Below are 22,797 nucleotides of genomic sequence, written 5' to 3' on the forward strand. Positions count from 1 at the left end.
ATATTTAATGATGATCAAAGTGCGCAACGCAGAAGCGAAAGATTTTGCGGCATGGTCAGTGCTGTGGAAGGGATACCTGAATTTTTACGGCAGCGAATTGGACGAGAGCGTGACTTTAGCGACGTGGCAACGGGTGCTGACGCCTGGCTCAGGTATGCTGTGTCGGCTCGCGGAAAGCGATAATCACGTGGTTGGCTTCGCGGTTTGCGTTTTGCATCCAGGGACGTGGGTAACCGAGCCACTGTGCTACCTTGAGGATCTTTATGTTGATGAAAATCAGCGCGGCATAGGTGCAGGAAGAGCGTTGATCGAAGCGCTGCGTGATGAGGCCCAGCAGAAATCATGGTCGAAAGTGTACTGGGTTACCCGTGAAAGCAATCCAGCCCGGGCGCTTTACGACAAGCTGGCCCTGCTGGATGATTTTGTCCGTTACACCATCAAAATTTAGTTTAGCAAGCAACATGCTCTCTCAAGGCGGCAAGTAAACGAGTAACCAGTGGTTTTGCTTCGTTCTTCCGCCAGACAGCATACAGGGTGACGTTCAGCCCAAGCCAGGGCAGTTCAGCGATGGTAACCGCCGGCGAAGCCAAACGAGCAAGACTTCGCTGGATTAACGTATATCCCAGGCCCGCTTCAACGCATGAAAGTGCAGCCAACGGCCCGCTGACTTCAAGCCGCACATCAGGTGCGAAACCCGCACGTTCACAAATATCCATCAGCCTGCTCGACGCTGTGGTATTTAAACTTTGCTTATCTGCAATCCAGCGCTTCTTATCGAGCTGCTCAGGGCGAGGATGTTCAATCGCCTGCTTGCCTGGCATCGCCAGTACCACCGGCTCACTCAAGACGCACTGAAAAGCAAAAAGGTCATTCGCCTCAGGCGGGGCATAAACCAATGCCAGATCCAGCGCGTGATTCGATAGCGCATCGATTTGCGGCTGTGAACGTAGGGCATGCAGTTGAATATCCACTTCCGACGAGCAGTCTAATCGGGCAAGGCTGTCAGGAAGCAAAAGTGAGTGGATAGCGGCTTCAACATAACCAATATCAAGCCGACCCGATTGACCCTTTCTCAGGCTCCTGCCTAACCCATTCAGGCGATCGTGATGGGCGAGCAGCGCTTTCACTTCTATCAGGAACTGCTTTCCCTCGGCGCTAAGATACAAACGTTTCTTTTCACGATGAAAAAGTGCAACCCCCAACTCATCTTCCAACTGCTGGATCTGTCGACTCAAAGGGGAGGCAGAAATATGCAATTTCTCGGCGGCCTGGCCAATATGCTGCAGCTCGGCGACAAGCGCGAAAGAGCGCAATAGCTTGATGTCCATAACTTATCCGGTCACAACTCAGTCGAGAATGATGATAGCCACACAATAATCTATGCCGCAACATGTTACGCAATGCGGCAAGAGGCGTGATTTCGGCGTTAAGTAGCCCAAACGATTTTAATCGCAGTGTTAAAAACTGACATTTATCGAGGTATTCTTGAACACTTTATTTCACTCTTATGATATTGGCGATTATCACGTCACCGCAATAAGCGACGGCGAGATGACAGCCAGCCTGAATTTATTATCAGGAATTGAAAATAGTGCAGCCGTAAATATTCAGCAGTGTAATGGCATCATTGCACCGGATAATATTCATATTTACTGTTATCTCATCCGCGGACAGGGCCGGATTATATTGGTCGATGCAGGTATGGGAAAACTTAATCATGTGGGTGGAGAATTAAAACAGAACCTATTTTTATTGGGCGTCGCGCCTGAAGATATAGATACCGTGCTGTTAACTCACGGGCATCCCGATCATATTGGTGGTCTACAGGATGAGAGAGGACGACCCACTTTCGGCAACGCTGAACTCTATCTAAGCCAGGCAGAAGCCGACTTCTGGCGGGATGAAGCGCAGCTAAGTCACCTGAATGAACGCGCGCAGATGAACGGAACGCGGGTTCGTCGCACGCTTGACGCATATCAGCCAAAGCTACGGTTTACGGAAAACGCCGTGATTGCTAAAGGGATCAGTGCGGTCTGCCTGCCGGGACATACGCCAGGCCACACAGGTTATCTGATTGAATCATGCCAGCAGAGACTGCTGATCTGGGGAGATATCGCGCATTATCCCCACATTCAAATAGCCCACCCGGAAATTTCCATCGCTTTTGATAACGACCCTTTGCTGGCAGAAAATACCAGAAAGGAGCTACTGGCACGGGTAGCACGAGAAAATCTATTAATTGCCGGTATGCATTTTGGCGTAACGGGATTTGCCTATATTCGCTGCGCTGCAGAAGGGCAGTATGTACTCGAATATGTCTAATCTCTCTCCGGCGAATGCTGCCTACACATATCCCATCATCTGCAGCATTGACTGCGCCTGATTCATCGCCTCTGCGCGATGCGTCACGCCCAGTTTCTGATACAGATTACGGATATGAGTTTTGATGGTGGTCGCGGCGACGTCCAGCTCGCCGGCAATTTGGTCATTACTGTAGCCCGAGTAGATCAACCCCAAAACCTGCCATTCGCGCTGGGTAAGCGGGCTGGTGCGGATCAGCTCGGGCACGTCAGGATGATTGAGCAGGCGACTGACAAAGCCTTCGTCGAAATGGGCAAATTTATGGCGATGATATTTATTGATCTCGCTAAGGATCCTGCGGGCGCGATGATTATCCAGTTCATCCAACGTATTCAACTGGATAAGCTGACGCAGCTGCTGCGCCATGGCTTCGCCTTCAATCACGAAATGGCTGACGAAGCCGGTGCTGCGCGCCAGTTTCAGCGCTTCAATCAGAGCCTGCTGCGCTTCGGCTTTACGATCGGTTTGCCAATAGATCTGATTTAATAACAGCAGATTGCGGTTCATATCGCTCATCAGCTGCAGCGCGCGAGCATTGTCGTTCAGCTCATCCAGCACCACTTCCGCCTGACTCATATTGCCCAGCAATATTTGCGCCCGCGCCACGTTGCGCCACTGACCTTGCAAGAAATGATTATTGGCAAATTCAGGTTTCGCCGTCTGACGCATCCAACTGCTGGCACTTTGGCTATCGCCGGTCATCTGCCAAAAAATCACTCTGACTTTATCGGCATTAGCGATCCAGTCACTGTGCAAGCTGCCGTTATTCAGCAGGTTCTCAAGGCGACTGAGATGGCTGCGGGCGTTATCAAGATTGCCGCGCGCCAGCGAGCACTGCACCAGCAACCCCAGACACTGAATCTGCTGCTGTGGTTGATACCCTTTCAGTACTTTAATCCCGTCGCGCGCGGCCTGTTCGGCTTCATCCAGCCGGCCCCACGCCCACAACAGCTGCGCGCGGATGCGCAGCAGAAATTCATGCATCGGGAACTGCGCCAGATGCTGCTCATTAACCAGCGCAAACGCCCGCTCCTGCATCTCATAGGCGGACTGCAAAAAACCCTGCGCAAACAGAATTTCACTTTGCTGAATCAGACTCCACAGCGCGTAGTTCCAGGCCTCTTCGCGACGCGCCATCTGTTCCGTCTGCCGCATCAGCTTGAGCGAACTGCTCAGTTCACCTTTGCAATGCATCACTTCACCTAAGACCGACGTGGCAACAATGCAGCTGTAAGGGCGACTTTTGGGCAGCACATCAAGCGCCAGCAAAGCCAGCCGTTCCGCTTCCTCGGCGTTGCCATCGTTCATCGACACTTGCGCCAGCAGCGCATTGAATTCGCCACGCAGCACCTCATCAATCTCGTTGGGGCATGACTGCTCAAAGCGCGTCAGCAGCGTATTCACTTCGGAAAAGCGATGCTGACTTTGCATCAGCCACGCCTGCAGCAGCAGCAGCTTGGGGTTTTCCCGCAGGATCTCCCACGGCAGGGCTGTTAGCGAATTTTCTAACAGCGTGAGTTCGCTCTGATTAAACAGCGTCCAGGCGTACTGCAGCAGTACATCGCGTAGCATCAGCGCATCACCGGCGGCCAGCGCATGGTGAATCGCTTCTCCGGGAAAACCCAGCTTCATCCAGCTCTCAGCCGCAGCGCGATGCAGATCCGGCAGCTCAGCGGCGAGTTCCCACTGGCAGCGCTGGCGCAAAAAGTTGCCGAACAGCGGATGATAGCTAAACCATTCGCCGGAGTTATCCATGCGCTGTAAAAACAGCCCCTGACGTTCAATCTCTTCCAGCCGCATCTGGCCTTGCTCTTCGCCGGTCACGCAGGCGATCAGCGTATCGTTCATGGATCGCAGCAGCGCGCTTTTCAGCAAAAACTGGCGCGTGGCGCTATCCACGTTGTTCAGCACTTCTTCAACCAGATAATCTGCCAGATGACTGGCGTTGATGCCGGACAGGCGGCGCGCCGAGTCCTGCGCTGAACTGGCGCCCTGGCGGGTGGAGAGCGCGATCAGCTGCAATGCCGTTGCCCAGCCCGCCACATCGTCACACAAACGGCCGCTCTCTTCCGATTCCAGCGGCGTAGTCAGGCGGCAATCGAAAAATTGTTTCGCCTCGTGGTGGGTAAACGCCAGCTGCTGGCTGCCGAGCTCAATCAGCTGTTCACGCACGCGCAGGTTGGCAATGCCGAGCTGCGGCAAGTTACGCGACAGCAAAATCAGCGTGACGTTTTCCGGCTGATTGCGCAAAAAGAAGCGCATGGCGTCATGAATAGCGGGATTGGTGATGTGATGGTAATCATCGATGATTAACCAGATCGGCTGCTGCCACGCCGCCAGTTCACTGAACAGCTGGGCGAACAGCGCATTGAGGTTAATATATTGCCGCTTCTGCGCCAGCGCTTCGCTGCGCGCGCAGCCGCCAAGCGTTGCCTGCTGCAGCGCCGCAATCAGGTAATCAACGAAGCGTTCCGGCTGATTGTCGCCCTCATCCAGTGAATACCAGCCCAGATGCGGTTTCTCCGCCGCCCATTGGGAGATCAGAGTGGTTTTGCCATAACCCGCCGGACTGGTCACCAGCACCAGACGATAATTCCCTGCGGCGCTCAGTTTCTGGATCAAACGCTCACGCGTGACCGTGCTTTCGAGGCGGACAGGACGGCTGAGTTTTGCAGGTATTAACATCGGCGAACGCTTCTCCCTTAACGTGGCGCATCATTATTTTACGCTTCGTAATTAATAGTCACATACGTTCAGACATTCGTTTACCTAATGCAAGCGAACCCATTAAGCAAACTTAACAAAAGCGAGGGTTATCACATTCTTGTCGCGCTTTCAGATTTCCCTCAGCCTCTCCACCCCGATCATCCTCCCCCCTGAATTTTGTGCAGGAGGAGGAGCGTCCCATGCCCGTCGCGCAGAATGACCGCTACGCACCTCCGCCCTTACAGGACAACCCGGCTATGAAATTTGATCGCTCTCGTTTTACACAAGCGCTGACCCGACAGTGGCAGCGTTTTGGTCTGCACGACGCTAAAGAGATGACGCCTGATCAGTGGTGGCAAGCGCTGAGTGGCGCGCTGGCCGATATGCTGGCAGAGAGGTCCGCGCCGCCTGCGGCGACCACACAGCGTCACGTTAACTACATCTCGATGGAGTTTTTGATTGGCAGGCTGACCGGCAACAATCTGCTCAACCTTGGCTGGTATGACGCGGTAAACGAGGCGCTGGCCGTATGGGATATTTCGCTGAGTGAGATTGAAGAGCGTGAGACCGATCCGGCGCTGGGTAATGGCGGGCTGGGTCGCCTCGCGGCCTGCTTCCTCGATTCGATGGCGACAGTGGGACAACCCGCTACCGGTTACGGACTCAACTATCAGTACGGCCTGTTTCGCCAGCATTTTGTCGATGGCGCCCAGCAAGAGCTGCCTGATGACTGGCAGCGCGACTGCTATCCGTGGTTCAGCCACAACGCGGCGCTCACGGTCGAGGTTAACCTGGGCGGCAAAGTCATGACGCAAAACGGTGTGCATCGCTGGCAACCGGCGGTGCAAATACGCGGTGAGGCCTGGGATCTGCCGGTGGTGGGTTACCAAAATGGTGTGACGCAACCGCTGCGCCTGTGGCAAGCGAAACATGCTCAGCCTTTTGATCTGCAGCGTTTTAATAACGGCGATTTTTTGCGTGCTGAACAGCAAGGTATCGACGCAGAGAAACTCACCAAAGTGCTGTATCCCAACGACAATCATGACAACGGCAAAAAGCTGCGCCTGATGCAGCAATATTTTCAGTGTGCCTGTTCGCTGGCGGACATCCTGCGTCGTCATCATCGCGCCGGGCGCAGCATTGAATCCCTGCCCGATTATGAGGTGATTCAGCTCAACGACACGCATCCAACCCTGGCGATCCCGGAGCTGATGCGTCTGCTGCTGGATGAGCATCAAATCAGCTGGGAAAACGCGTGGCAGATTACGCAGCGCACTTTTGCCTACACCAACCACACCTTGATGCCTGAGGCGCTGGAATGCTGGGATGTGCGCATGGTGCGCGCCCTGCTGCCGCGCCATCTGATGATCATCAACACCCTGAACGCCCAGCTGAAAAAGCAGGTTGAGGCGCGCTGGCCGGGTGATGACGCCACCTGGGCGAAGCTGGCGCTGGTACACAACAACCAGCTGCGCATGGCTAATCTCTGCGTCACCAGCGGCTTTGCGGTCAACGGTGTGGCGGCGCTGCACTCGCAGCTGGTGGTGAAAGATCTGTTCCCGGAATATCACGCGCTGTGGCCAGCAAAGTTTCATAACGTCACCAACGGCATTACGCCGCGCCGCTGGATAAATCAGTGCAACCCGGCGCTGGCGGCATTGATCACTAAAACGCTCGATCGCCCGTGGCTGACCGATCTTGATCAGCTCAAAGGACTAGAAATTTACGCCGACCACGCGGCATTCCAGGCACAATACCGCGCGATTAAACAGCAAAACAAGCTGTCGCTGACGCGCTGGATCGCCGAACGCACCGGCATTAGGGTCAATCCCCAGGCGCTGTTTGATGTACAAATCAAGCGTCTGCATGAGTACAAGCGTCAACATCTGGCGCTGCTGCATACCATTGCGCTATGGCAAACGCTGGTGAGCGATCCGCAGGCCAATCTGGCGCCGCGCGTGGTGCTGTTTGGTGCGAAAGCCGCGCCGGGTTATGTGCTGGCGAAAAATATTATCTACGCGATAAACAAAGTCGCAGCCACCATCAACAACGATCCGCGCATAGGCGATCGCCTTAAAGTGGTGTTTATTCCGGATTACAACGTATCGGTTGCCGAGCGACTGATTCCGGCAGCGGACTTATCCGAGCAAATTTCCACAGCGGGTAAAGAGGCATCAGGCACCGGCAACATGAAGCTGGCGCTCAACGGCGCCCTGACCATTGGCACGCTGGATGGCGCCAACGTAGAGATTGCCGAACAGGTAGGCAGCGAAAATATCTTTATCTTTGGCCATACCGTGGACGAGGTCAGCGCGTTAAAAGCCGCGGGTTACTCACCCGATGGGTGGCGCAAAAAAGATGCGCAGCTCGATCGCGCGCTCACAGCGTTAGAGGATGGCACCTTCAGCGACGGTGATGTCAGCGCCTTCGCGCCCCTGCTGCACAGCCTCAGCTCGGCAGGCGGCGATCCTTATCTGGTGCTGGCCGATTTCCGTCACTACCTGAATGCCCAGGCGCAGGCAGAAACTTTATGGGCCGACCAGGATGGCTGGACGCGCGCCGCGATTCTTAATACTGCGCGCTGCGGGATGTTCAGCGCCGATCGCGCAGTTCGCGACTATCAGCAACGTATCTGGCAGGCCGCGCGATGAGTAGCACCATGACACCAACATTCAATCCCGCACCGGAAATTGCCACCGATTACATCGATGCGCATGGTCGTTTGCAGTCTGTCTCTCCAGTTACCCGCCAGCGTCTGCTGGCGGCGATGCACCCCGCCCGCCCAGCGGTATCGCCGTTGCCGCCGGTGCTGATCGTCCAGGGCGAGCAGGCTGAAATAGTGCTGCCCGCGCCTGGCGTCACCGCCGATTGGCAACTGGTCAGTGAACAGGGCGAGAGCTGGAATGGCAGCTGCATCGCCAGCCAGCCGATCCGTTTGCCATCGCTACCGTATGGTTATCACCAGCTCAGCGTTAACGCGCATCCGCAGCCGTTGCACTGCCGGATCATTGTCGCGCCTGTTCGTTGTTACGAGCCGCCCGCCATCGTTCAGGGCAACTCGCTGTGGGGCGCCTGCATTCAGCTTTATACCCTGCGCTCAGCGACTAACTGGGGGATCGGCGACTTCAGCGATTTACAGCAGATGCTGGCAGAGGTCGCGCAGCGCGGCGGCGCCTGTATTGGCCTCAACCCGCTGCACGCGCTGTTCCCGGCAACACCGGAAAGCGCCAGCCCCTATAGCCCCTCTTCACGTCGCTGGCTCAATATGCTGTATATCGATGTCGCCGCCGTGCAAGATTTTCAACACAGTGAGGAAGCGCAGCGCTGGTGGCACTCGCCGACTACGCAGCAGGCGTTACAGGCGGCGCGTGACGCTGAGTGGGTTGATTACTCTGCCGTTACCGCGCTGAAGCTGGCGGCACTGCGTCTCGCATGGCAGCACTTCAGAAAGCGCGCGGCGGACGACCAACAGGTGGTCGCTTTTGACACCTTTATGGCGCAAGGCGGGGAAAGTTTGCTGCATCAGGGCGTTTTCGACGCGCTACACGCCGCGCAGATCGCCGAGGATGCGCAGCGCTACGACTGGACGACATGGCCTGCGGAATTACAGTCGCCAGACAGCGCGGCGGTGCGGGCATTCCGTATCGAGCACACCTATGAAGTGCGTTTCTATCTGTGGTTACAGTGGCTGGCCGCCGAACAGTTCGCCGCGTGCTGGGCGGTTTGCCAGCACTATGCGATGCCGATTGGCTTATATCGCGATCTAGCGGTTGGCGTGGCGCAGGGCGGCGCGGAAACCTGGAGCGATCGCCAGCTGTATTGCTTGCAAGCCAGCGTGGGCGCACCGCCGGATATTCTCGGGCCGCTGGGCCAGAACTGGGGATTGCCGCCAATGGATCCGCAGGTGATGCAGGCGCGCGCCTACGAGCCGTGGATAGCGCTGCTGCGTGCCAACATGCACGACTGTGGCGCGTTGCGTATCGATCACGTGATGGCGCTGCTGCGCCTGTGGTGGATTCCGCAGGGCGAAAGTGCTGCCGAAGGCGCCTACGTGCACTATCCCATCGACGATCTGCTCGCCATTTTGGCGCTGGAGAGCCAGCGTCACCAGTGCATGGTGATTGGTGAAGACTTGGGAACGGTGCCACAGGCGATCGTCGGCAAACTGCAGCAGGCGGGCGTCTACTCCTACAAAGTGCTCTACTTTGAACAGACGTCAAAAACGGCATTTCGCTCGCCATCGCACTGGCCACGTCAGGCCATGGCGGTGGCCACCACGCACGATATGCCGACGCTGCGCGGCTGGTGGCAAAGTGACGATCTACGCCTGGGCAGCGAGCTTGGGCTGTATCCCGATAAACAGATTCTGGCCGGCCTCAACAAGGCGCGTCTAGCCGCACGTCGCGCGCTGTTCAGCAGCCTGCAACGCAGCGGATGTCTGGCAGCACAGCGCGAGCCGCAGGTGATGAATCGGGCGTTAAGTGAAGCGATGCAGCGCTATCTGGCTGACAGCCACAGCGCGCTGTTGGGCCTGCAGCCCGAGGATTGGCTGGATATGGCCGCCCCGGTGAATATTCCCGGCACCACCACGCACTACCCCAACTGGCGGCGCAAGCTCAGCGCCTCGCTGGAGGAGATGTTTGCTGACCCGCAGATTAACGCGTTGCTGGCAGATATCGATCGTCGGCGAAAGCGGGTTTAATTTTTGTATTGATTCGAGCCTCGGTCCGTGCTGGCTGACCGTGCTGGCTGTCCCCCTCCTCGGTCCTCCCCCATAAATGGAGGAGGAAGATGCTGCTATATGTGAGTTCTGAAGCTGCATGTGGCAGCGTCTCCTTCCCCCGCAAGCGGGGGAAGGCCGGGATGGGGGACAGCCAGCACACACCAGGCAAAAAAAAGGTGCGCCGCAGCGCACCAGATGGAACAAATCAGCACTGTCGGGGTGCTTCACCCCTTGCCTTTAACACTGCTGACAAAAACTTTCCTCGCGGAGGTGGAGCCTAAACGCTCGGCCTCATCCAGCAGTTTCAACGCTTTATCAATGTTGCCCTGATCGACGGCCTGCCGGATGTTCTGATTAAAATAGCCTTCGGTATCGGTCATGATCGGCTCACGTTTGGCTTCAGGTGCAGCGGCTGCATGGTACACCGCAGGCGCCACCGGCTGGGTATTGCCGACCGTCACCGGCGCGGGGCCCGATGAACCAAACAGCGGCCCGACTAAAATCGACGAGCCTGCGCTGGTTTTCACTTTGAGCTTAAGCGTGCCTGCGCGGCTATGACGGGCAATGGGATCGGGAATATCCGGCACTGCATGGCCGGTGCCTTTGGCATACGCCTTCGCCGGATCCATCAAAGTGGTGGTTTCAATCAGATCTTTCTCGGTGGTGAATACCAGCAGATAGATCTTTTGCTGTCCAAGTGCAGGCGTCAGCTTCATTACGCCTTCAAGACGATCGGCTGCCATCACGCCCGGTTGTTGATAGGTAAAAAAGCGCGCCGGAAACCAGGCCGCCGGGCGCATGTTCTCATCCAGTACCAGCACATTCGGCGCAAACACCTGATTCTGATGCACTTCGCTGCTCAGCGTAATGGTGAGTTCACCGATGTTTGCCGGCAGGCTGTAGGCCGCGACCGAACCCGTTACGCCCGCAGCGTTGAGGTTGGCGCCATTTTCCGCCAACGTGCTAACCTGGGTGCGCGACGTATCGACCGGCAACCAGCTTAGCGTCTGCAGGCTGGCGGGCGGAATGGTAGGTGCAGCGGAGAGATCCTGTGGCACCAGATTCACCTCGGCGAAGGCCGGTAAACTCTGGCCAGCCAGCAGCGCCGCACTTAGGCACAGCGCAAAAACCGTTTTTTTCATTTTCATTGTGCTACCTCAAAAAGCTGTCAGGCAGCGGCGCGAACCAGGCAATGGCGCGCCGCGCCGAAAAGAGATGGTCTCAGTCAGGTCATCAGCGGGAGCTTTACCACCAAATCTCCATCTGCGCACCGAACGTCCACTCATCGTTGTTGCCACGGCTGTTGGTTAAGATGCCGTTGCCGCTGCTGTCGTTAGACGCAAATGAGGTCAAATCACCTGCGCTGTCTTTGCTATAGCCCCACTTCTCATCCCACTTGGCGTAAGTGGCGAACAAACGCAGTGCCGGGCGCGACCAGATGCTGTCGCCGGCCTGCCACTGCTGCGCCAGCGTCACTTTGTATTGGCCATTGCGCTCGCTAACCTGCTGTGACTTCACGTTGTCGTAGCCCACTTCCAGCAGGGTGCTCATGATCGGCGTCCATTTGTACATTGGGCGCACGCCCACGGTGTACCACTCGGTCCCGCGGTTGTTGTCGAGGTCGGTATTCTGGTACATGGCGACATACATCAGATCCCAGCGATCGGCGAGATTGATCGCACCGTGATCGAGCACGCGGTACATGCTGCCGCTGTTGTTGATGTTGGTGCCCTGCGGCAACCCTTTGCCCTGCGAGGTCAACGCATCGGTGGCGTATTGCAGCACGAATTTGTTGTAGCCCTTCATCATGCTTTGGGTATGTTCTGCGGTGAACATCCAGCCATCTTTGGAGGCATTGTCCTCAAGGCGATAGCCGTCACGCGCATTGGCACGGCCATAATCTACGCCCAGTTCCAGCACGCCGTTCGGGTTGGTTTCAAGCCCGGCCAGGCGCACGTCAAACACGTCGTTCGCCGTGCTGGTGGCGTAGTCGCGGATCTGATCGCTGGAGAAAGTGTAAGAACCACCCGCTTCAGAGGAGCGCGTGGCGGCGAATGAGAGCTTACCGAAGCCGAGATCAACATCTTCAAGACCGGCACCTGGACCGGAGATATCCCAGTAGTAGAAGTCGATCATGTGGACGTCATGACGCTGATAGAAACGCTTACCGGCCCAGATGGTGGAGCCAGGCAGGGCTTCAATCAGATTTTTACCTTTCACGTTGGCTTCACGAAATGCCGGAGAAGTCGCTTCCCAGTCATTTTGTTGAGAAACCGAATAGGCGACGTTGGTATCGAAATAGAAGCTTTTATCGCCCTCTTTCCACACTTCCTGGCCCAGTTTCAGTTCAGCGTAGGTTTCACACTCGTTGCCCAGACGGTATTTACTTTGAGCACCGGTGGCTTGAAAACATTGCTGTTCCCCGCCGCTGCCGGTCCAGCCGATGCCGGAACGGGCATAGCCGGTAAAATCGACTGCCATCGACGGGGCAGAGAGCGTACCCGCCGCGATAGCAACCGCGAGAGGGAGTTTGCGCAGAGTTAACATTTTCTATCTCCTGAGGTCATTGCTTTTATTGTTTTGCAGGGCTAAACACCGGGCTCCTGATGCAACCTGCGACAGGCGCTGCCATCTTCACGGAAAAGATGGCAACGCTCTGGCGGCAGGCCGATACCCATCAGGGCGCCCTCTTCTACCAGCACGACGTCCTCCTGGCGGTACACCAGGCTTTGACGAATAGCGGGAATCTGGATGTGAATTTGCGTTTCGTGACCCAACTGCTCGACCACCGTCACCTCACCTTCAAGGGTGACATCGGCAATATCGCTGGAGAGCAGATGCTCGGGCCGGATGCCTAACGACATGTTGCTGCCCACCTGCACGCCAGCGCTGTCGACCGGCAGCCACACCAGCTGGGTGTTGGGTAAGCGCACCTGAACCTGATCGATGGCGGTGGCGGTGACTTTTACGGGTAAGAAATTCATGCGTGGCGAGCCGATAAAACCGGCGACGAAACGATTGGCGGGATAGTGATAAAGCTCGAGCGGCTTGCCGACCTGCGCAACGTGTCCGCCATCCAGCACCACGATCTTATCGGCCAGCGTCATCGCTTCGGTTTGATCGTGGGTGACGTAAATCATGGTGCGCTTCAGGCGCTTATGCAGGCGCGAGATCTCAATCCGCATCTGCACACGCAGTGCCGCATCGAGGTTGGAGAGCGGCTCATCCAATAAAAACACGCGCGGTTCCGCCACCAGCGTACGGCCAATCGCCACGCGCTGGCGCTGCCCCCCGGAAAGCGCTTTAGGACGTCGCTCCAGCAGATGCGCCAGCTGCAGCACTTCCGCCACCTGGTTGACCCGCTGCTGGATCTCCGCTTTACGCGTACCGGCCAGCTTCAGGCCAAATGACATGTTCTCTGCCACCGAAAGATGGGGATACAGCGCGTAGGACTGAAACACCATGCCGATACCGCGCTCAGCCGGCGGCACCTCATTCATGCGTTTGTCACCGATAAACAGATCGCCGCTGGTGATGGTTTCCAGACCGGCAATCATGCGCAGCAGCGTCGATTTTCCGCAGCCCGACGGCCCGACAAACACCACAAACTCGCCTTCCGCGATCTCCAGGCTGATGTTTTTCGACACCTCGGTTTCGCCCCAGACCTTAGAGACACTGCGCAACGTAACGCTCGACATGATGTTTTCCTCTCAGCTCACTCATCCTTGTCCGCAAGTCGGCGGACAGACCCCGGCGACAACTATGGGCAAGGTTATTGGGGCCGACATCCTCCACCGCAGCGCATCTGTGTGGGGGAGGAGACGGGAGGAGGAGAACGCCAGGGCAAGCACGGCGCAACGCCGCCGCCGCGGGTTTTTGTGATCGATAACGCAGAGATGAGCGGCGATTCTGTGCGCCAGTCCGTGATAACCCGCTTGTTTTGCAACGCAGATCACATCAGATGCACCGCAGGCGTAGAGCCGGGGAGGATGAGAAGCCGCAGCAGAGGCTCACAATGTGGCGGGTAAAACGATTTCCGTTTCCGCTAACAGGATGGAGTTATGACAATGAAAACCGGTGCACGCACGCTTGCCCTTTCCGCCCTGACGGCCGTGCTGTTTTCAGCTTCCGCCGTTGCCAAAATTGAAGAAGGAAAGCTGGTCATCTGGATCAACGGCGATAAGGGCTATAACGGCCTGGCTGAAGTGGGTAAAAAGTTTGAGCAGGAGACCGGCATTAAGGTGACGGTGGAGCATCCGGACAAAATGGAAGAGAAGTATCCGCAGGTGGCCGCCACCGGCGACGGACCGGACATCATCTTCTGGGCGCACGACCGTTTTGGCGGTTACGCGCAGTCCGGCCTGTTGGCGGAGATCTCACCGGATGCCAATTTCCAGCAGAAGATTTTCCCCTTCACCTGGGACGCGGTGCGCTTCAACGGCAAGCTGATCGGTTATCCGATTTCAGTTGAGTCTTTATCGCTGATTTACAACAAAGATCTGCTACCTGAGCCGCCAAAAAGCTGGGAAGAGATCGCCGCGCTGGATAAGAAAATGCGCGCGCAAGGCAAGAGCGCCATGATGTTCAACCTGCAGGAGCCGTACTTCACCTGGCCGCTGCTGGCAGCGGGTGGCGCTTATGCGTTCAAACTTAACGATGGCCGCTACGATGTGAAGGATACCGGCGTCGATAATGCCGGTGCTAAAGCAGGCATGAGCTTCCTCGTCGATCAGGTGAAAGCCAAAACGCTGAATGCCGACACCGATTACTCCATCGCCGAAGCCGCCTTTAACAAGGGGCAAACCGCCATGACCATTAACGGTCCGTGGGCGTGGAGCAACATCGATAAGAGCAAAATAAATTACGGTGTCACGTTGTTGCCTACGCTCAACGGCAAACCGTCCAAAACTTTTGTCGGCGTGCTGAGTGCCGGGATCAATGCTGCTAGCCCAAATAAAGAGCTGGCGAAAGAGTTCCTGGAAAACTACCTGCTAACCGATAGCGGTCTTGATGCCGTCAACAAAGACAAGCCGCTGGGCGCAGTGGCGCTGAAGTCTTTCCAGCAGACGCTAGAGAAGGATGAACGCATCGCCGCCACCATGAATAACGCGCGTAACGGCGACATCATGCCAAACATTCCGCAGATGGCCGCCTTCTGGTACGCCATGCGCACCGCAACGCTGAATGCGCTGAGCGGGCGTCAAAGCGTGGACGCGGCACTGAAAGATGCGCAGGCGCGTCTCAACAAGTAATCCTCTCTACCAGAGCCGGATCGCTCCGGCTCGTTACTGGCTGTTAAGGAAAACCGCATCATGTCAGGAAAACCGAAAACAGCACGCTACAGCGCCGTGCTGAAGGCTCTTTTTCTCGGTATCTGCTGTCTGCTGGTCGGCTATCTGCTCGTGCTGATGTATGCAAAAGGTGAATATCTGTTTGCGCTGGTGACGCTGATTATTAGCGCCGTCGGCATCTGGATTTATGCTAATCGTCGCGCTTACGCCTGGCGCTATGTCTATCCCGGACTGGCGGGCATGGCGCTGTTCGTGCTGTTTCCCCTCGCCTGTACCGTTGCGATTGCCTTCACTAACTACAGCAGCACCAACCAGCTGACGCTGGAGCGGGCGCAACAGGTGTTGCTCAGTCGACAATATCAGGATGGCTCGGCGCTCAATTTCTCGCTGTTTCCGGCAGGCGATCGTTGGCAGCTGGTACTGACAGAAGCCGCCAACGGGCAAACTTTCGTCTCACCTGCGTTTGCCTTTGGCGGCGCGCAACAGCTGAAACTCACCAGCGCCCCGCCGCCTGCCGGTGAACGTGCCACGCTGCGCATCGTCACCACTAATCGCCAGGCGCTGAACCAGATTCAGGCAGAACTGCCGGATGGTCGTCGCGTGGTAATGAGCTCGCTGCGCCAGTTCTCCGGCACGCGTCCGCTGTTTGTGCTGCAACCTAACGGCGATCTGAAAAATCAGCAAAGCGGCGCGCTATATCAGGCCAATCGTGACACCGGCTTCTATCAGAACGCCAGCGGTGAAGCGCTCAGCCCGGGCTTCACGGTGAATAGCGGCTGGAAAAACTTCATCCGCGTGTTTACCGATGAAGGGATTCAGAAGCCGTTTCTGGCCATCTTTGGCTGGACGCTACTGTTTTCGTTGGTGACGGTGATTCTCACCGTGGCGGTCGGCATGGTGCTGGCATGTCTGGTGCAGTGGGAAGCGCTGAAAGGCAAAGCGGTGTATCGCGTGATGCTGATTTTGCCTTACGCCGTGCCCGCGTTTATCTCGATACTGATTTTCAAAGGCTTGTTCAACCAGAGCTTCGGTGAAATCAACGTGATGCTGAAAGCGCTGTTCGGCTTCCAGCCCGCGTGGTTTAGCGATCCGACGCTGGCGCGCACCATGCTGGTGATCGTCAATACCTGGCTCGGTTATCCCTACATGATGATTCTCTGCATGGGCTTGCTGAAAGCCATTCCGGACGATCTCTATGAGGCGTCGGCGATGGACGGTGCCGGGCCGCTGCAGAACTTCTTCCTGATTACCCTGCCGTTGCTGTTAAAGCCGCTGATGCCGCTGATGATCGCCAGTTTTGCCTTTAACTTTAATAACTTTGTACTGGTGCAGCTGCTGACCAACGGCGGACCGGATCGTATCGGCACCACTACGCCAGCCGGCTACACCGATTTACTGGTGAATTACACCTGGCGTATTGCGTTTGAAGGCGGCGGCGGGCAGGACTTTGGCCTGGCGGCAGCCATCGCCACGCTGATCTTCCTGCTGGTGGGTGCGCTGGCGGTGATCAATCTGAAAGCCGTGCGGATGAAATTCGATTAAGGAGGCGTTATGGCTATGGTGCAACCCAAGTCGCAAAAGCTGCGTCTGTTAATGACGCATCTGCTGCTGCTGATGTTTATTGCGGGAATTCTGTTTCCGCTGCTGATGGTATTCGCCATCTCACTGCGCGCCGGTAACTTCGCTACCGGTTCGCTGATTCCGGAGCAGATTTCCTGGGAACACTGGCAGCTAGCGCTAGGCTTCAGCGTAGAGCACGCCGACGGACGCGTCACGCCACCGCCGTTCCCGGTGCTGCTGTGGCTGTGGAACTCGGTGAAGATCGCCGCCATCAGCGCCGTCGGTATTGTGGCGCTCTCCACCACCTGCGCCTACGCCTTTGCGCGTATGCGTTTTGCCGGGCGCGCAACTTTGTTAAAAGGCATGCTGATTTTCCAGATGTTCCCCGCTGTGCTGTCGCTGGTGGCGCTCTATGCACTGTTTGATCGCCTGGGGCAATATCTGCCGTTTATCGGCCTCAACACCCATGGCGGTGTGATCTTTGCCTACCTTGGCGGCATTGCCCTGCACGTCTGGACCATTAAAGGCTATTTCGAAACCATCGATGGATCGCTGGAAGAAGCCGCCGCGCTGGATGGCGCCACGCCGTGGCAGGCATTCCGCCTGGTGTTGTTACCGCTGTCGGTGCCGATTCTGGCGGTGGTGTTTATTCTGGCATTTATCGCCGCGGTGACCGAAGTGCCGGTTGCGTCGCTGCTGTTGCGCGATGTGAACAGCTACACGCTGGCAGTCGGCATGCAGCAATATCTGAACCCGCAGAACTATCTGTGGGGCGACTTTGCCGCAGCGGCGGTGTTGTCTGCGATTCCCATTACGCTGGTGTTCTTACTGGCACAACGCTGGCTGGTCAGCGGCCTGACGGCCGGTGGCGTGAAAGGCTAACCTAATTATTGCCCTCCTTCCTCAATGTTCACTGCAATTGAGGTTTTTGGCGGCCTGAGGGCCGCTTTTTTTATTTGGCGGGGGTTATCAAAAGACCTTCTGCCACGAGATTTAGACAAAATGAATGCAATCGCGTCAAAAAGGTTATGGTTCCCGGGTAATAAAGGTCGCGACTACATTCTTAAGCAATAGGTGTAACTGGCTGAAAAATGAAAGTAGTGCTCATGCGACGCTGTGTTTGGAATTGATCGAATGCTTCAATTGGGCTGACATTTTCCAGATTACTAAAGTTGAGCCTTTCAAATAAATGACGTTCAATACGTGAGGATATGATGTATTCGTCATTAAGGTGCCCTGTCTGTTTGCTAATTCTCTGAGTAAAACCGCTGACGATAACTGTATTGAAAGGCAGCGCGCAAAAAGCCATGCCAGCCAGCCGCAATACGATCCCGTGCACATGAAGAGCATAACGTTCTCGCATGGCCTTTTGTGACAACTCTTTCTCAATGATCTCTGTGCCTCGGGCATTCACCCGCACCGATAAATTGGGCAGCATTTCATGCTCTGGCAAATCCACTTCCATGAGGATTTCAGACGTGGAAGTATTTACCTGAAACGACACTAGCGTCTCGCGTGGCCAATCAGCAGCCTGAATGACTTCGGACAGAAGTGATTCGAAATAGTTATTATCGCTGGCGAATTGAGATGCAATGTTAATCGCTTTACTCGCAATCTTTTTTTCATGCTCAGCCGCATCGTATTGCCAGTTAGCGTACTGCTCCGCCCAGACCTGGCGCATCGCCTGATATCGCTTCAAATGAAGTTCGTTTTCCTGTTTACACTCTTCGACTTTGCGTTGCCATTGCTCAATATTTTGTGTTTGCCGTTCCTGCCGCGCAGAGGCTGATTCATATATTCGGCCAATAAGACTTCGGCCTTGGTTGTCTTCAGGTTGTTCAGGGGCAACAAGGGGAGCGGGCTTTTCGGGACGGACAGGTGCAGGCACATTGTAGGGCTGCAACATCAACTGGCGATAATGCGATTCCAGCTCGGAGTAGGAATGCCCCATGCGAGGATCAGGTGTAAGAAGATAGATATTCACAATATCGTCTACTGCCTGATTAAGCGCTTCAAGCTCTTGCTCAAGCTCTTGCCGTAAATGAGGGTCCTCTTGTTTAGAGGCATTACGTTTTCTGCTCGCTGCACTTGCCCGGTCGAGCCGGGTACGGTAGCTCAGCCCTGTCCCTGGAAGCCCAAGATTGGCAAAAGTACCGCACTTGCCAAATGAAACGGAGGCCCCTCGCGGCCCAACACTCAGACTCGCACCGGAGGTGCTCAGGTTCATCCTTACACCTGGAATAATGCTAATCGATTTTCGAAACCTAAATCCCATGTTACTAACTATTCCTTATAATTATTGAATGTGGGTCAACTGTTGCCATTATTCCCGTCTTACTGCGTCAACAGAATAGTCATTGACCTTATCTACCCTACCGCAAATATCACGCTAACAGTATGCGGATGTTTATCGACTGAGTCAGTGAGCATTTTAACTAATGATTGTAATCGGCATACATCGTTTGCCCAATTTACTTGAGAGGTGAAACACGGTGAAAATCGTCGCCATCAACTCCTTTAAGCAGCCTTTTACCGAGTGAATTAATCAGAACTTTATTGGGCCAGCATTTTTGAATAAATGTCGTGATTTTCCTCATCAAAGCATACCAAATTGACTCGCTCGATTTTGGAGTTATCACGCAAACTTTGCTTAATTACGCCCAATGCGATCTCAGCCGCCAATGCCTTAGGAAATCTGTATATACCGGTGCTGATATTCGGAAACGAAACGGTTTGAAGGCCATACTCTTCTACCAGTTTAAAACAGTTCAGATAGGCATTTTCTAACAACGTTTCTTCGTCATGTTGCCCGTCATGCCAGTGTGGTCCAACGGTATGAATGACATATTTTGCCGGCAAATCTCCCGCCGTAGTGATGACTGCATCCCCGACTTTACAGCCACCTTGCCGATTCCTGATTTTCTGACATTCAGCCAAAATCGCTGGCCCGCCTGCCCGATGGATGGCGCCATCAACCCCGCCTCCGCCCAGCAAAGAGGTGTTGGCGGCATTCACAATAGCGTCTGCCGGAACTTTGGTTATGTCGTCTTTAAATAATGCTATTTTGTTCATGTTAGTTCTACTCCTCAGGGTTAGCCAAAGGCTATGCAATCATCCTCTCATTCCATCCATCCTTAAACACAATGTTGCCGTCCACATATTTCCATGTGATCGTTTCATATCGTAGCTCAATATTTTCCAGGTGCGTGCTGGTCTGGCCGTTTGGCAGCAGGGCCGGAGAGATACTGGAGATTTTGACGTTATCCAGGAGGATATTAAAATACTCAACCTCAATACCCGCTTCGTTAATTCGGTACATCTTGATGGTCGCTGATTTCAGCGTTCTGGCCTGACACAATGCACGAAACAGCACCGGCGTTGTTCTATCGAACTCCTTTTGAACGGATATCGGTGCATGAATTCGTGTGGCTGTCAGCCTTCCCGTATGCGAATCCACCGGAATTGTAATATTGTGCATGACCGAGTTGAGCTCTATCGAACCCAGTCTTGTCGGCATCATGCACGAACCCATAATCGGAGAACCACTTTCATCTTCTAACCAGAGATGTGCTGGAGTTGACATATTAATTCCTCTGAATTTAGCGAAATTTATAAACAGAAATTATTAGCGTGAGAAGATATACAAGGCCCACGCTCATTATTCCACTCTCGGGATAAAAATAAACTTTAAGCACACCAAATACGAGTGCACATAAAACCGGAACATAGATGCATAACAACAATTTTAATTGTTCTACTAACCATCTCTTCAAATACCCCATCCTAGTTCACTCCAACCTACTCGTATGCAAACCTGAAGAGCATTATGTTTCAGCACGCTAAACATACTCTATTTCACTATTAAATTTAACGACATTTGTAGATAACAAATGAAAGAGTGCACAGATAAAATATCCCTACACCTAACATACTGCTATCTGGAAAAAAGTAGATGTGTAGCAGCGCAAAAATTATTGTTGATACTATCGGCACGTAAGTGCAGATCAGAAATTTCGATTCTGATATAAACCATTGTTTTAAAAATTTCCTCATTATTTCCCTAATAACTTAATCAATCCCTCAGCGACTTCGTGATCTGAAAGCGAGTGGCTTTTTAGCGCATCAGCGCGCATGAATGAAGGTTCGATAAGGAAATGCATCATTTAGAGCTCACGTATATATTATGCGTGATAAGGAGAGCCTGATCGCCCCTTTATTGTTCTTACTGGCCTGACCGGAAACTGCATCAATAACGCCAGAAACTGTGTTGTCGAATTTTTCTGCCAGAATCCTTTGCGCCTGAAGCTGTTTTATGACTGCATCACTGTGGTACATATATATCCCTATTTTAATTCCATTAACCTTGCAAACCATAGGGCAATGATACTATACCGTGAAGCTAAATCTCAGTCTTCAACGTTTTAGGAAATCTATGTACCCCGGTGCTGATATAGGGAAACGAAACGATTCAGTGTCTTATTCGCCTACCCGTTAAAAACGGCTCAGGAGGTATTTGTCGCGTTCAAAAATACGTCTGCTGATACTTTGGTTATATCGTCTTTGAGCAATACTATTCTTTTCATCTATTTCTAATCCTCAGCGTCAGCTGTATTAGCCAGAAGCTAAGCAATCATCCTCTCATTCCATCCATCCTTGAACACAATATTTCCGTCCACATATTTCCATGTGATCGTTTCATATCGTAGCTCAATATTTTCCAGATGCGTGCTGGTCTGGCCGTTTGGCAGCAGAGCCGGTGAAATGCTGGAGATTTTGACGTTATCCAGGTGGATATTAAAATACTCAACCTCAATGCCCGCTTCGTTAATTCGGTACATCTTGATGGTCGCAGATTTCAGCGCTCTGCACTGGCACAATGCACGAAAAAGCACCGGCGTTGTTCTATCGAACTCCTTCTGAACGGATATCGGTGCATGAATCCGTGTGGCTGTCAGCCTTCCGGTGTGCGGATCCACCGGGATGGTAATATTGTGCATGACTGAGTTGAGCTCTATCGAACCGAGTCTGGTCGGCATGATGCACGAACCCACAATTGGCGAACCGCTTTCATCTTCTAACCAGAGATGTGCTGGAGTTGACATATTTAATCCTTTAAAGTTTTCGACATTTATAAACAACAAAAATATACGCACACAGGTAAACGATCCCCACGCTCAGCATGCCGCTGTCGGGGTATAGGTAAAATTTGAACATACCGTACAGCACGGTAATAATAACCGGCACGTAGATACGCAGCAGCATTTTTGATTGGGACCTCAGCCATTGCTTTAGGAAACGTTTCATGCCTTTCCCATTAGTTTCGCGAGCACCTGAGCGAGTTCATATTCGGAAAGCCTTTTATTCGTGAGCGCACCTGCCCGGATAAATTCGTCCTCAATGAGAAAATACATCATTTCAAGCCTGCGTATGTATAGCGCCTGATAATAAGCCGGATGCATGACCTGCAACCTTTTGGCGCTTTCTACCGCATTCTGGACAATACCGTATATTGTCAGCACCCCCACTGCGTCGCCAAAATAACCACCAATACTTTTGGCAACCGGAAACCTGATATTCATTGCCACAATCACTGCCATTGTCGCCCCGACCGCAAAGGCGTTTGATGTCAGCGTGCTTGCCGCAATGTGAATATTCAACCGCATCAGCTGGCTTTTAATTACCGCAATCTGCCGCATAGAACGGTTCTCAAGCTGATATTCGATGTAGGTTTTTAGAAGTTCGAAAACTATGCGCCGGTCTTTTACTAACTGTACCATTCCCAACATGAAACGCTTATCTTCGATCGCCTGTTTTTTACAGACGTCCATATATTCATCAGTAAAACACGATGCATAAAATGAAAGCCGGGTCGCCCCTTTATTGATCTTGCTGACTTGATCCGAAACTGCATCAATAACGCCTGAAACAGCGTTGTCGAGCTTTTCTGCCAGAATCCTTTGCGCCTGAAGCTGCCGTATGACCGCATCACTGTGGTACATATACATCCCTATAGTTAATTCCGTTAACCACGAAAACTATAGGGGCATAATAAAATTCACTGAAGCTAAATTTTAGCCAGTTGTGATCCGTATTCATAAAAAAAACCGCACTTACCAGTACGGTTTACTCGTTTAACTAAAGAAATTTCTGAGATGG

The 22,797-nt window shown here is 53.9% G+C and carries 17 protein-coding genes; 7 read left to right on the top strand and 10 right to left on the bottom strand.

The features are described 5' to 3' along the window. Positions 1-7: 7 nt before the first annotated feature. Positions 8-448, top strand: a complete 441-nt coding sequence (locus tag WH298_RS21580) for a GNAT family N-acetyltransferase (protein ID WP_049853266.1) — start codon at positions 8-10, stop codon at positions 446-448. A gap of 1 nt (position 449) precedes the next feature. Here the strand turns inward: WH298_RS21580 and WH298_RS21585 are convergent, their stop codons facing one another. After that, entirely contained in the window at positions 450-1,328 is an 879-nt protein-coding gene (locus WH298_RS21585) for a LysR family transcriptional regulator (RefSeq protein ID WP_180823992.1), read from the bottom strand. Positions 1,329-1,485: 157 nt separating this feature from the next. Here WH298_RS21585 and WH298_RS21590 point away from each other — a divergent pair, with 157 nt between their 5' ends. Continuing rightward, positions 1,486-2,322 (top strand): MBL fold metallo-hydrolase, encoded by an 837-nt coding sequence (locus WH298_RS21590; RefSeq protein WP_238344500.1) that lies wholly within the window; start codon positions 1,486-1,488, stop codon positions 2,320-2,322. A gap of 21 nt (positions 2,323-2,343) precedes the next feature. On the opposite strand, the gene malT is transcribed toward WH298_RS21590, so the two are convergent. Then, positions 2,344-5,046, bottom strand: coding sequence for an HTH-type transcriptional regulator MalT (gene malT, locus WH298_RS21595; protein ID WP_180823993.1), 2,703 nt, complete (start codon positions 5,044-5,046; stop codon positions 2,344-2,346). A gap of 278 nt (positions 5,047-5,324) precedes the next feature. Here malT and malP point away from each other — a divergent pair, with 278 nt between their 5' ends. Together malP and malQ are read left to right on the top strand one after the other, a co-directional pair. Continuing rightward, positions 5,325-7,718 carry a maltodextrin phosphorylase gene (gene malP / locus WH298_RS21600; RefSeq protein ID WP_180823994.1) on the top strand — a complete coding sequence of 798 codons (2,394 nt, stop codon included), beginning with the start codon at positions 5,325-5,327 and terminating at the stop codon, positions 7,716-7,718. An 8-nt stretch (positions 7,719-7,726) separates the two neighbouring features. After that, complete coding sequence (gene malQ / locus WH298_RS21605) at positions 7,727-9,769, top strand: 4-alpha-glucanotransferase (protein ID WP_238344501.1); 2,043 nt, start codon at positions 7,727-7,729, stop codon at positions 9,767-9,769. A gap of 245 nt (positions 9,770-10,014) precedes the next feature. Here malQ and malM read toward each other — a convergent pair whose 3' ends face one another. The 3 genes from malM to malK form a co-directional block, all read right to left on the bottom strand. Next, positions 10,015-10,938 carry a maltose operon protein MalM gene (malM, locus tag WH298_RS21610; RefSeq protein ID WP_007885962.1) on the bottom strand — a complete coding sequence of 308 codons (924 nt, stop codon included), beginning with the start codon at positions 10,936-10,938 and terminating at the stop codon, positions 10,015-10,017. A 97-nt stretch (positions 10,939-11,035) separates the two neighbouring features. Next, complete coding sequence (locus WH298_RS21615; RefSeq protein WP_049853262.1) at positions 11,036-12,337, bottom strand: maltoporin; 1,302 nt, start codon at positions 12,335-12,337, stop codon at positions 11,036-11,038. A gap of 41 nt (positions 12,338-12,378) precedes the next feature. Continuing rightward, positions 12,379-13,488, bottom strand: a complete 1,110-nt coding sequence (malK, locus tag WH298_RS21620) for a maltose/maltodextrin ABC transporter ATP-binding protein MalK (RefSeq protein ID WP_061719670.1) — start codon at positions 13,486-13,488, stop codon at positions 12,379-12,381. A 363-nt stretch (positions 13,489-13,851) separates the two neighbouring features. Here malK and malE point away from each other — a divergent pair, with 363 nt between their 5' ends. Genes malE through malG form a run of 3 tightly spaced genes read left to right on the top strand, consistent with a single transcriptional unit; the run spans position 13,852 to position 17,523 of the window. Then, a complete protein-coding gene (gene malE / locus WH298_RS21625) occupies positions 13,852-15,042 on the top strand; it encodes a maltose/maltodextrin ABC transporter substrate-binding protein MalE (protein ID WP_180823996.1) in 1,191 nt (396 codons plus the stop codon). Between the two features lie 60 nt (positions 15,043-15,102). Then, positions 15,103-16,623: a maltose ABC transporter permease MalF gene (malF, locus tag WH298_RS21630; protein WP_180823997.1), complete on the top strand. Its 1,521-nt coding sequence runs from the start codon at positions 15,103-15,105 to the stop codon at positions 16,621-16,623. A gap of 9 nt (positions 16,624-16,632) precedes the next feature. Then, positions 16,633-17,523, top strand: a complete 891-nt coding sequence (gene malG, locus WH298_RS21635) for a maltose ABC transporter permease MalG (RefSeq protein ID WP_007885946.1) — start codon at positions 16,633-16,635, stop codon at positions 17,521-17,523. A gap of 181 nt (positions 17,524-17,704) precedes the next feature. On the opposite strand, the gene WH298_RS21640 is transcribed toward malG, so the two are convergent. From WH298_RS21640 to WH298_RS21660, 5 genes are all read right to left on the bottom strand, one after another. Then, positions 17,705-18,916, bottom strand: a complete 1,212-nt coding sequence (locus WH298_RS21640) for a DUF4236 domain-containing protein (RefSeq protein WP_180823998.1) — start codon at positions 18,914-18,916, stop codon at positions 17,705-17,707. Between the two features lie 278 nt (positions 18,917-19,194). Continuing rightward, complete coding sequence (locus WH298_RS21645; protein WP_180823999.1) at positions 19,195-19,713, bottom strand: O-acetyl-ADP-ribose deacetylase; 519 nt, start codon at positions 19,711-19,713, stop codon at positions 19,195-19,197. Between the two features lie 31 nt (positions 19,714-19,744). Then, positions 19,745-20,224 carry an Hcp family type VI secretion system effector gene (locus WH298_RS21650; RefSeq protein ID WP_180824000.1) on the bottom strand — a complete coding sequence of 160 codons (480 nt, stop codon included), beginning with the start codon at positions 20,222-20,224 and terminating at the stop codon, positions 19,745-19,747. Between the two features lie 1,039 nt (positions 20,225-21,263). Further along, positions 21,264-21,743, bottom strand: a complete 480-nt coding sequence (locus tag WH298_RS21655; protein WP_049853256.1) for an Hcp family type VI secretion system effector — start codon at positions 21,741-21,743, stop codon at positions 21,264-21,266. A gap of 198 nt (positions 21,744-21,941) precedes the next feature. After that, positions 21,942-22,640: a hypothetical protein gene (locus WH298_RS21660; RefSeq protein WP_180824001.1), complete on the bottom strand. Its 699-nt coding sequence runs from the start codon at positions 22,638-22,640 to the stop codon at positions 21,942-21,944. Positions 22,641-22,797: the final 157 nt, after the last annotated feature.

Source organism: Pantoea nemavictus, from assembly GCF_037479095.1.
Classification (GTDB): domain Bacteria; phylum Pseudomonadota; class Gammaproteobacteria; order Enterobacterales; family Enterobacteriaceae; genus Pantoea; species Pantoea nemavictus.

Coding starts and splice junctions, on each gene's coding strand:
- malQ (WP_238344501.1), top strand. CDS start 7,727: ATGACACCAACATTCAATCCCGCACCGGAAATTGCCACCGATTACATC.
- WH298_RS21660 (WP_180824001.1), bottom strand. CDS start 22,640: ATGTACCACAGTGATGCGGTCATACGGCAGCTTCAGGCGCAAAGGATT.
- WH298_RS21615 (WP_049853262.1), bottom strand. CDS start 12,337: ATGTTAACTCTGCGCAAACTCCCTCTCGCGGTTGCTATCGCGGCGGGT.
- malF (WP_180823997.1), top strand. CDS start 15,103: ATGTCAGGAAAACCGAAAACAGCACGCTACAGCGCCGTGCTGAAGGCT.
- malM (WP_007885962.1), bottom strand. CDS start 10,938: ATGAAAATGAAAAAAACGGTTTTTGCGCTGTGCCTAAGTGCGGCGCTG.
- malG (WP_007885946.1), top strand. CDS start 16,633: ATGGCTATGGTGCAACCCAAGTCGCAAAAGCTGCGTCTGTTAATGACG.
- WH298_RS21585 (WP_180823992.1), bottom strand. CDS start 1,328: ATGGACATCAAGCTATTGCGCTCTTTCGCGCTTGTCGCCGAGCTGCAG.
- WH298_RS21650 (WP_180824000.1), bottom strand. CDS start 20,224: ATGTCAACTCCAGCACATCTCTGGTTAGAAGATGAAAGTGGTTCTCCG.
- WH298_RS21655 (WP_049853256.1), bottom strand. CDS start 21,743: ATGTCAACTCCAGCACATCTCTGGTTAGAAGATGAAAGCGGTTCGCCA.
- WH298_RS21645 (WP_180823999.1), bottom strand. CDS start 19,713: ATGAACAAAATAGCATTATTTAAAGACGACATAACCAAAGTTCCGGCA.
- malE (WP_180823996.1), top strand. CDS start 13,852: ATGACAATGAAAACCGGTGCACGCACGCTTGCCCTTTCCGCCCTGACG.
- malP (WP_180823994.1), top strand. CDS start 5,325: ATGAAATTTGATCGCTCTCGTTTTACACAAGCGCTGACCCGACAGTGG.
- WH298_RS21640 (WP_180823998.1), bottom strand. CDS start 18,916: ATGGGATTTAGGTTTCGAAAATCGATTAGCATTATTCCAGGTGTAAGG.
- malK (WP_061719670.1), bottom strand. CDS start 13,488: ATGTCGAGCGTTACGTTGCGCAGTGTCTCTAAGGTCTGGGGCGAAACC.
- malT (WP_180823993.1), bottom strand. CDS start 5,046: ATGTTAATACCTGCAAAACTCAGCCGTCCTGTCCGCCTCGAAAGCACG.
- WH298_RS21580 (WP_049853266.1), top strand. CDS start 8: ATGATGATCAAAGTGCGCAACGCAGAAGCGAAAGATTTTGCGGCATGG.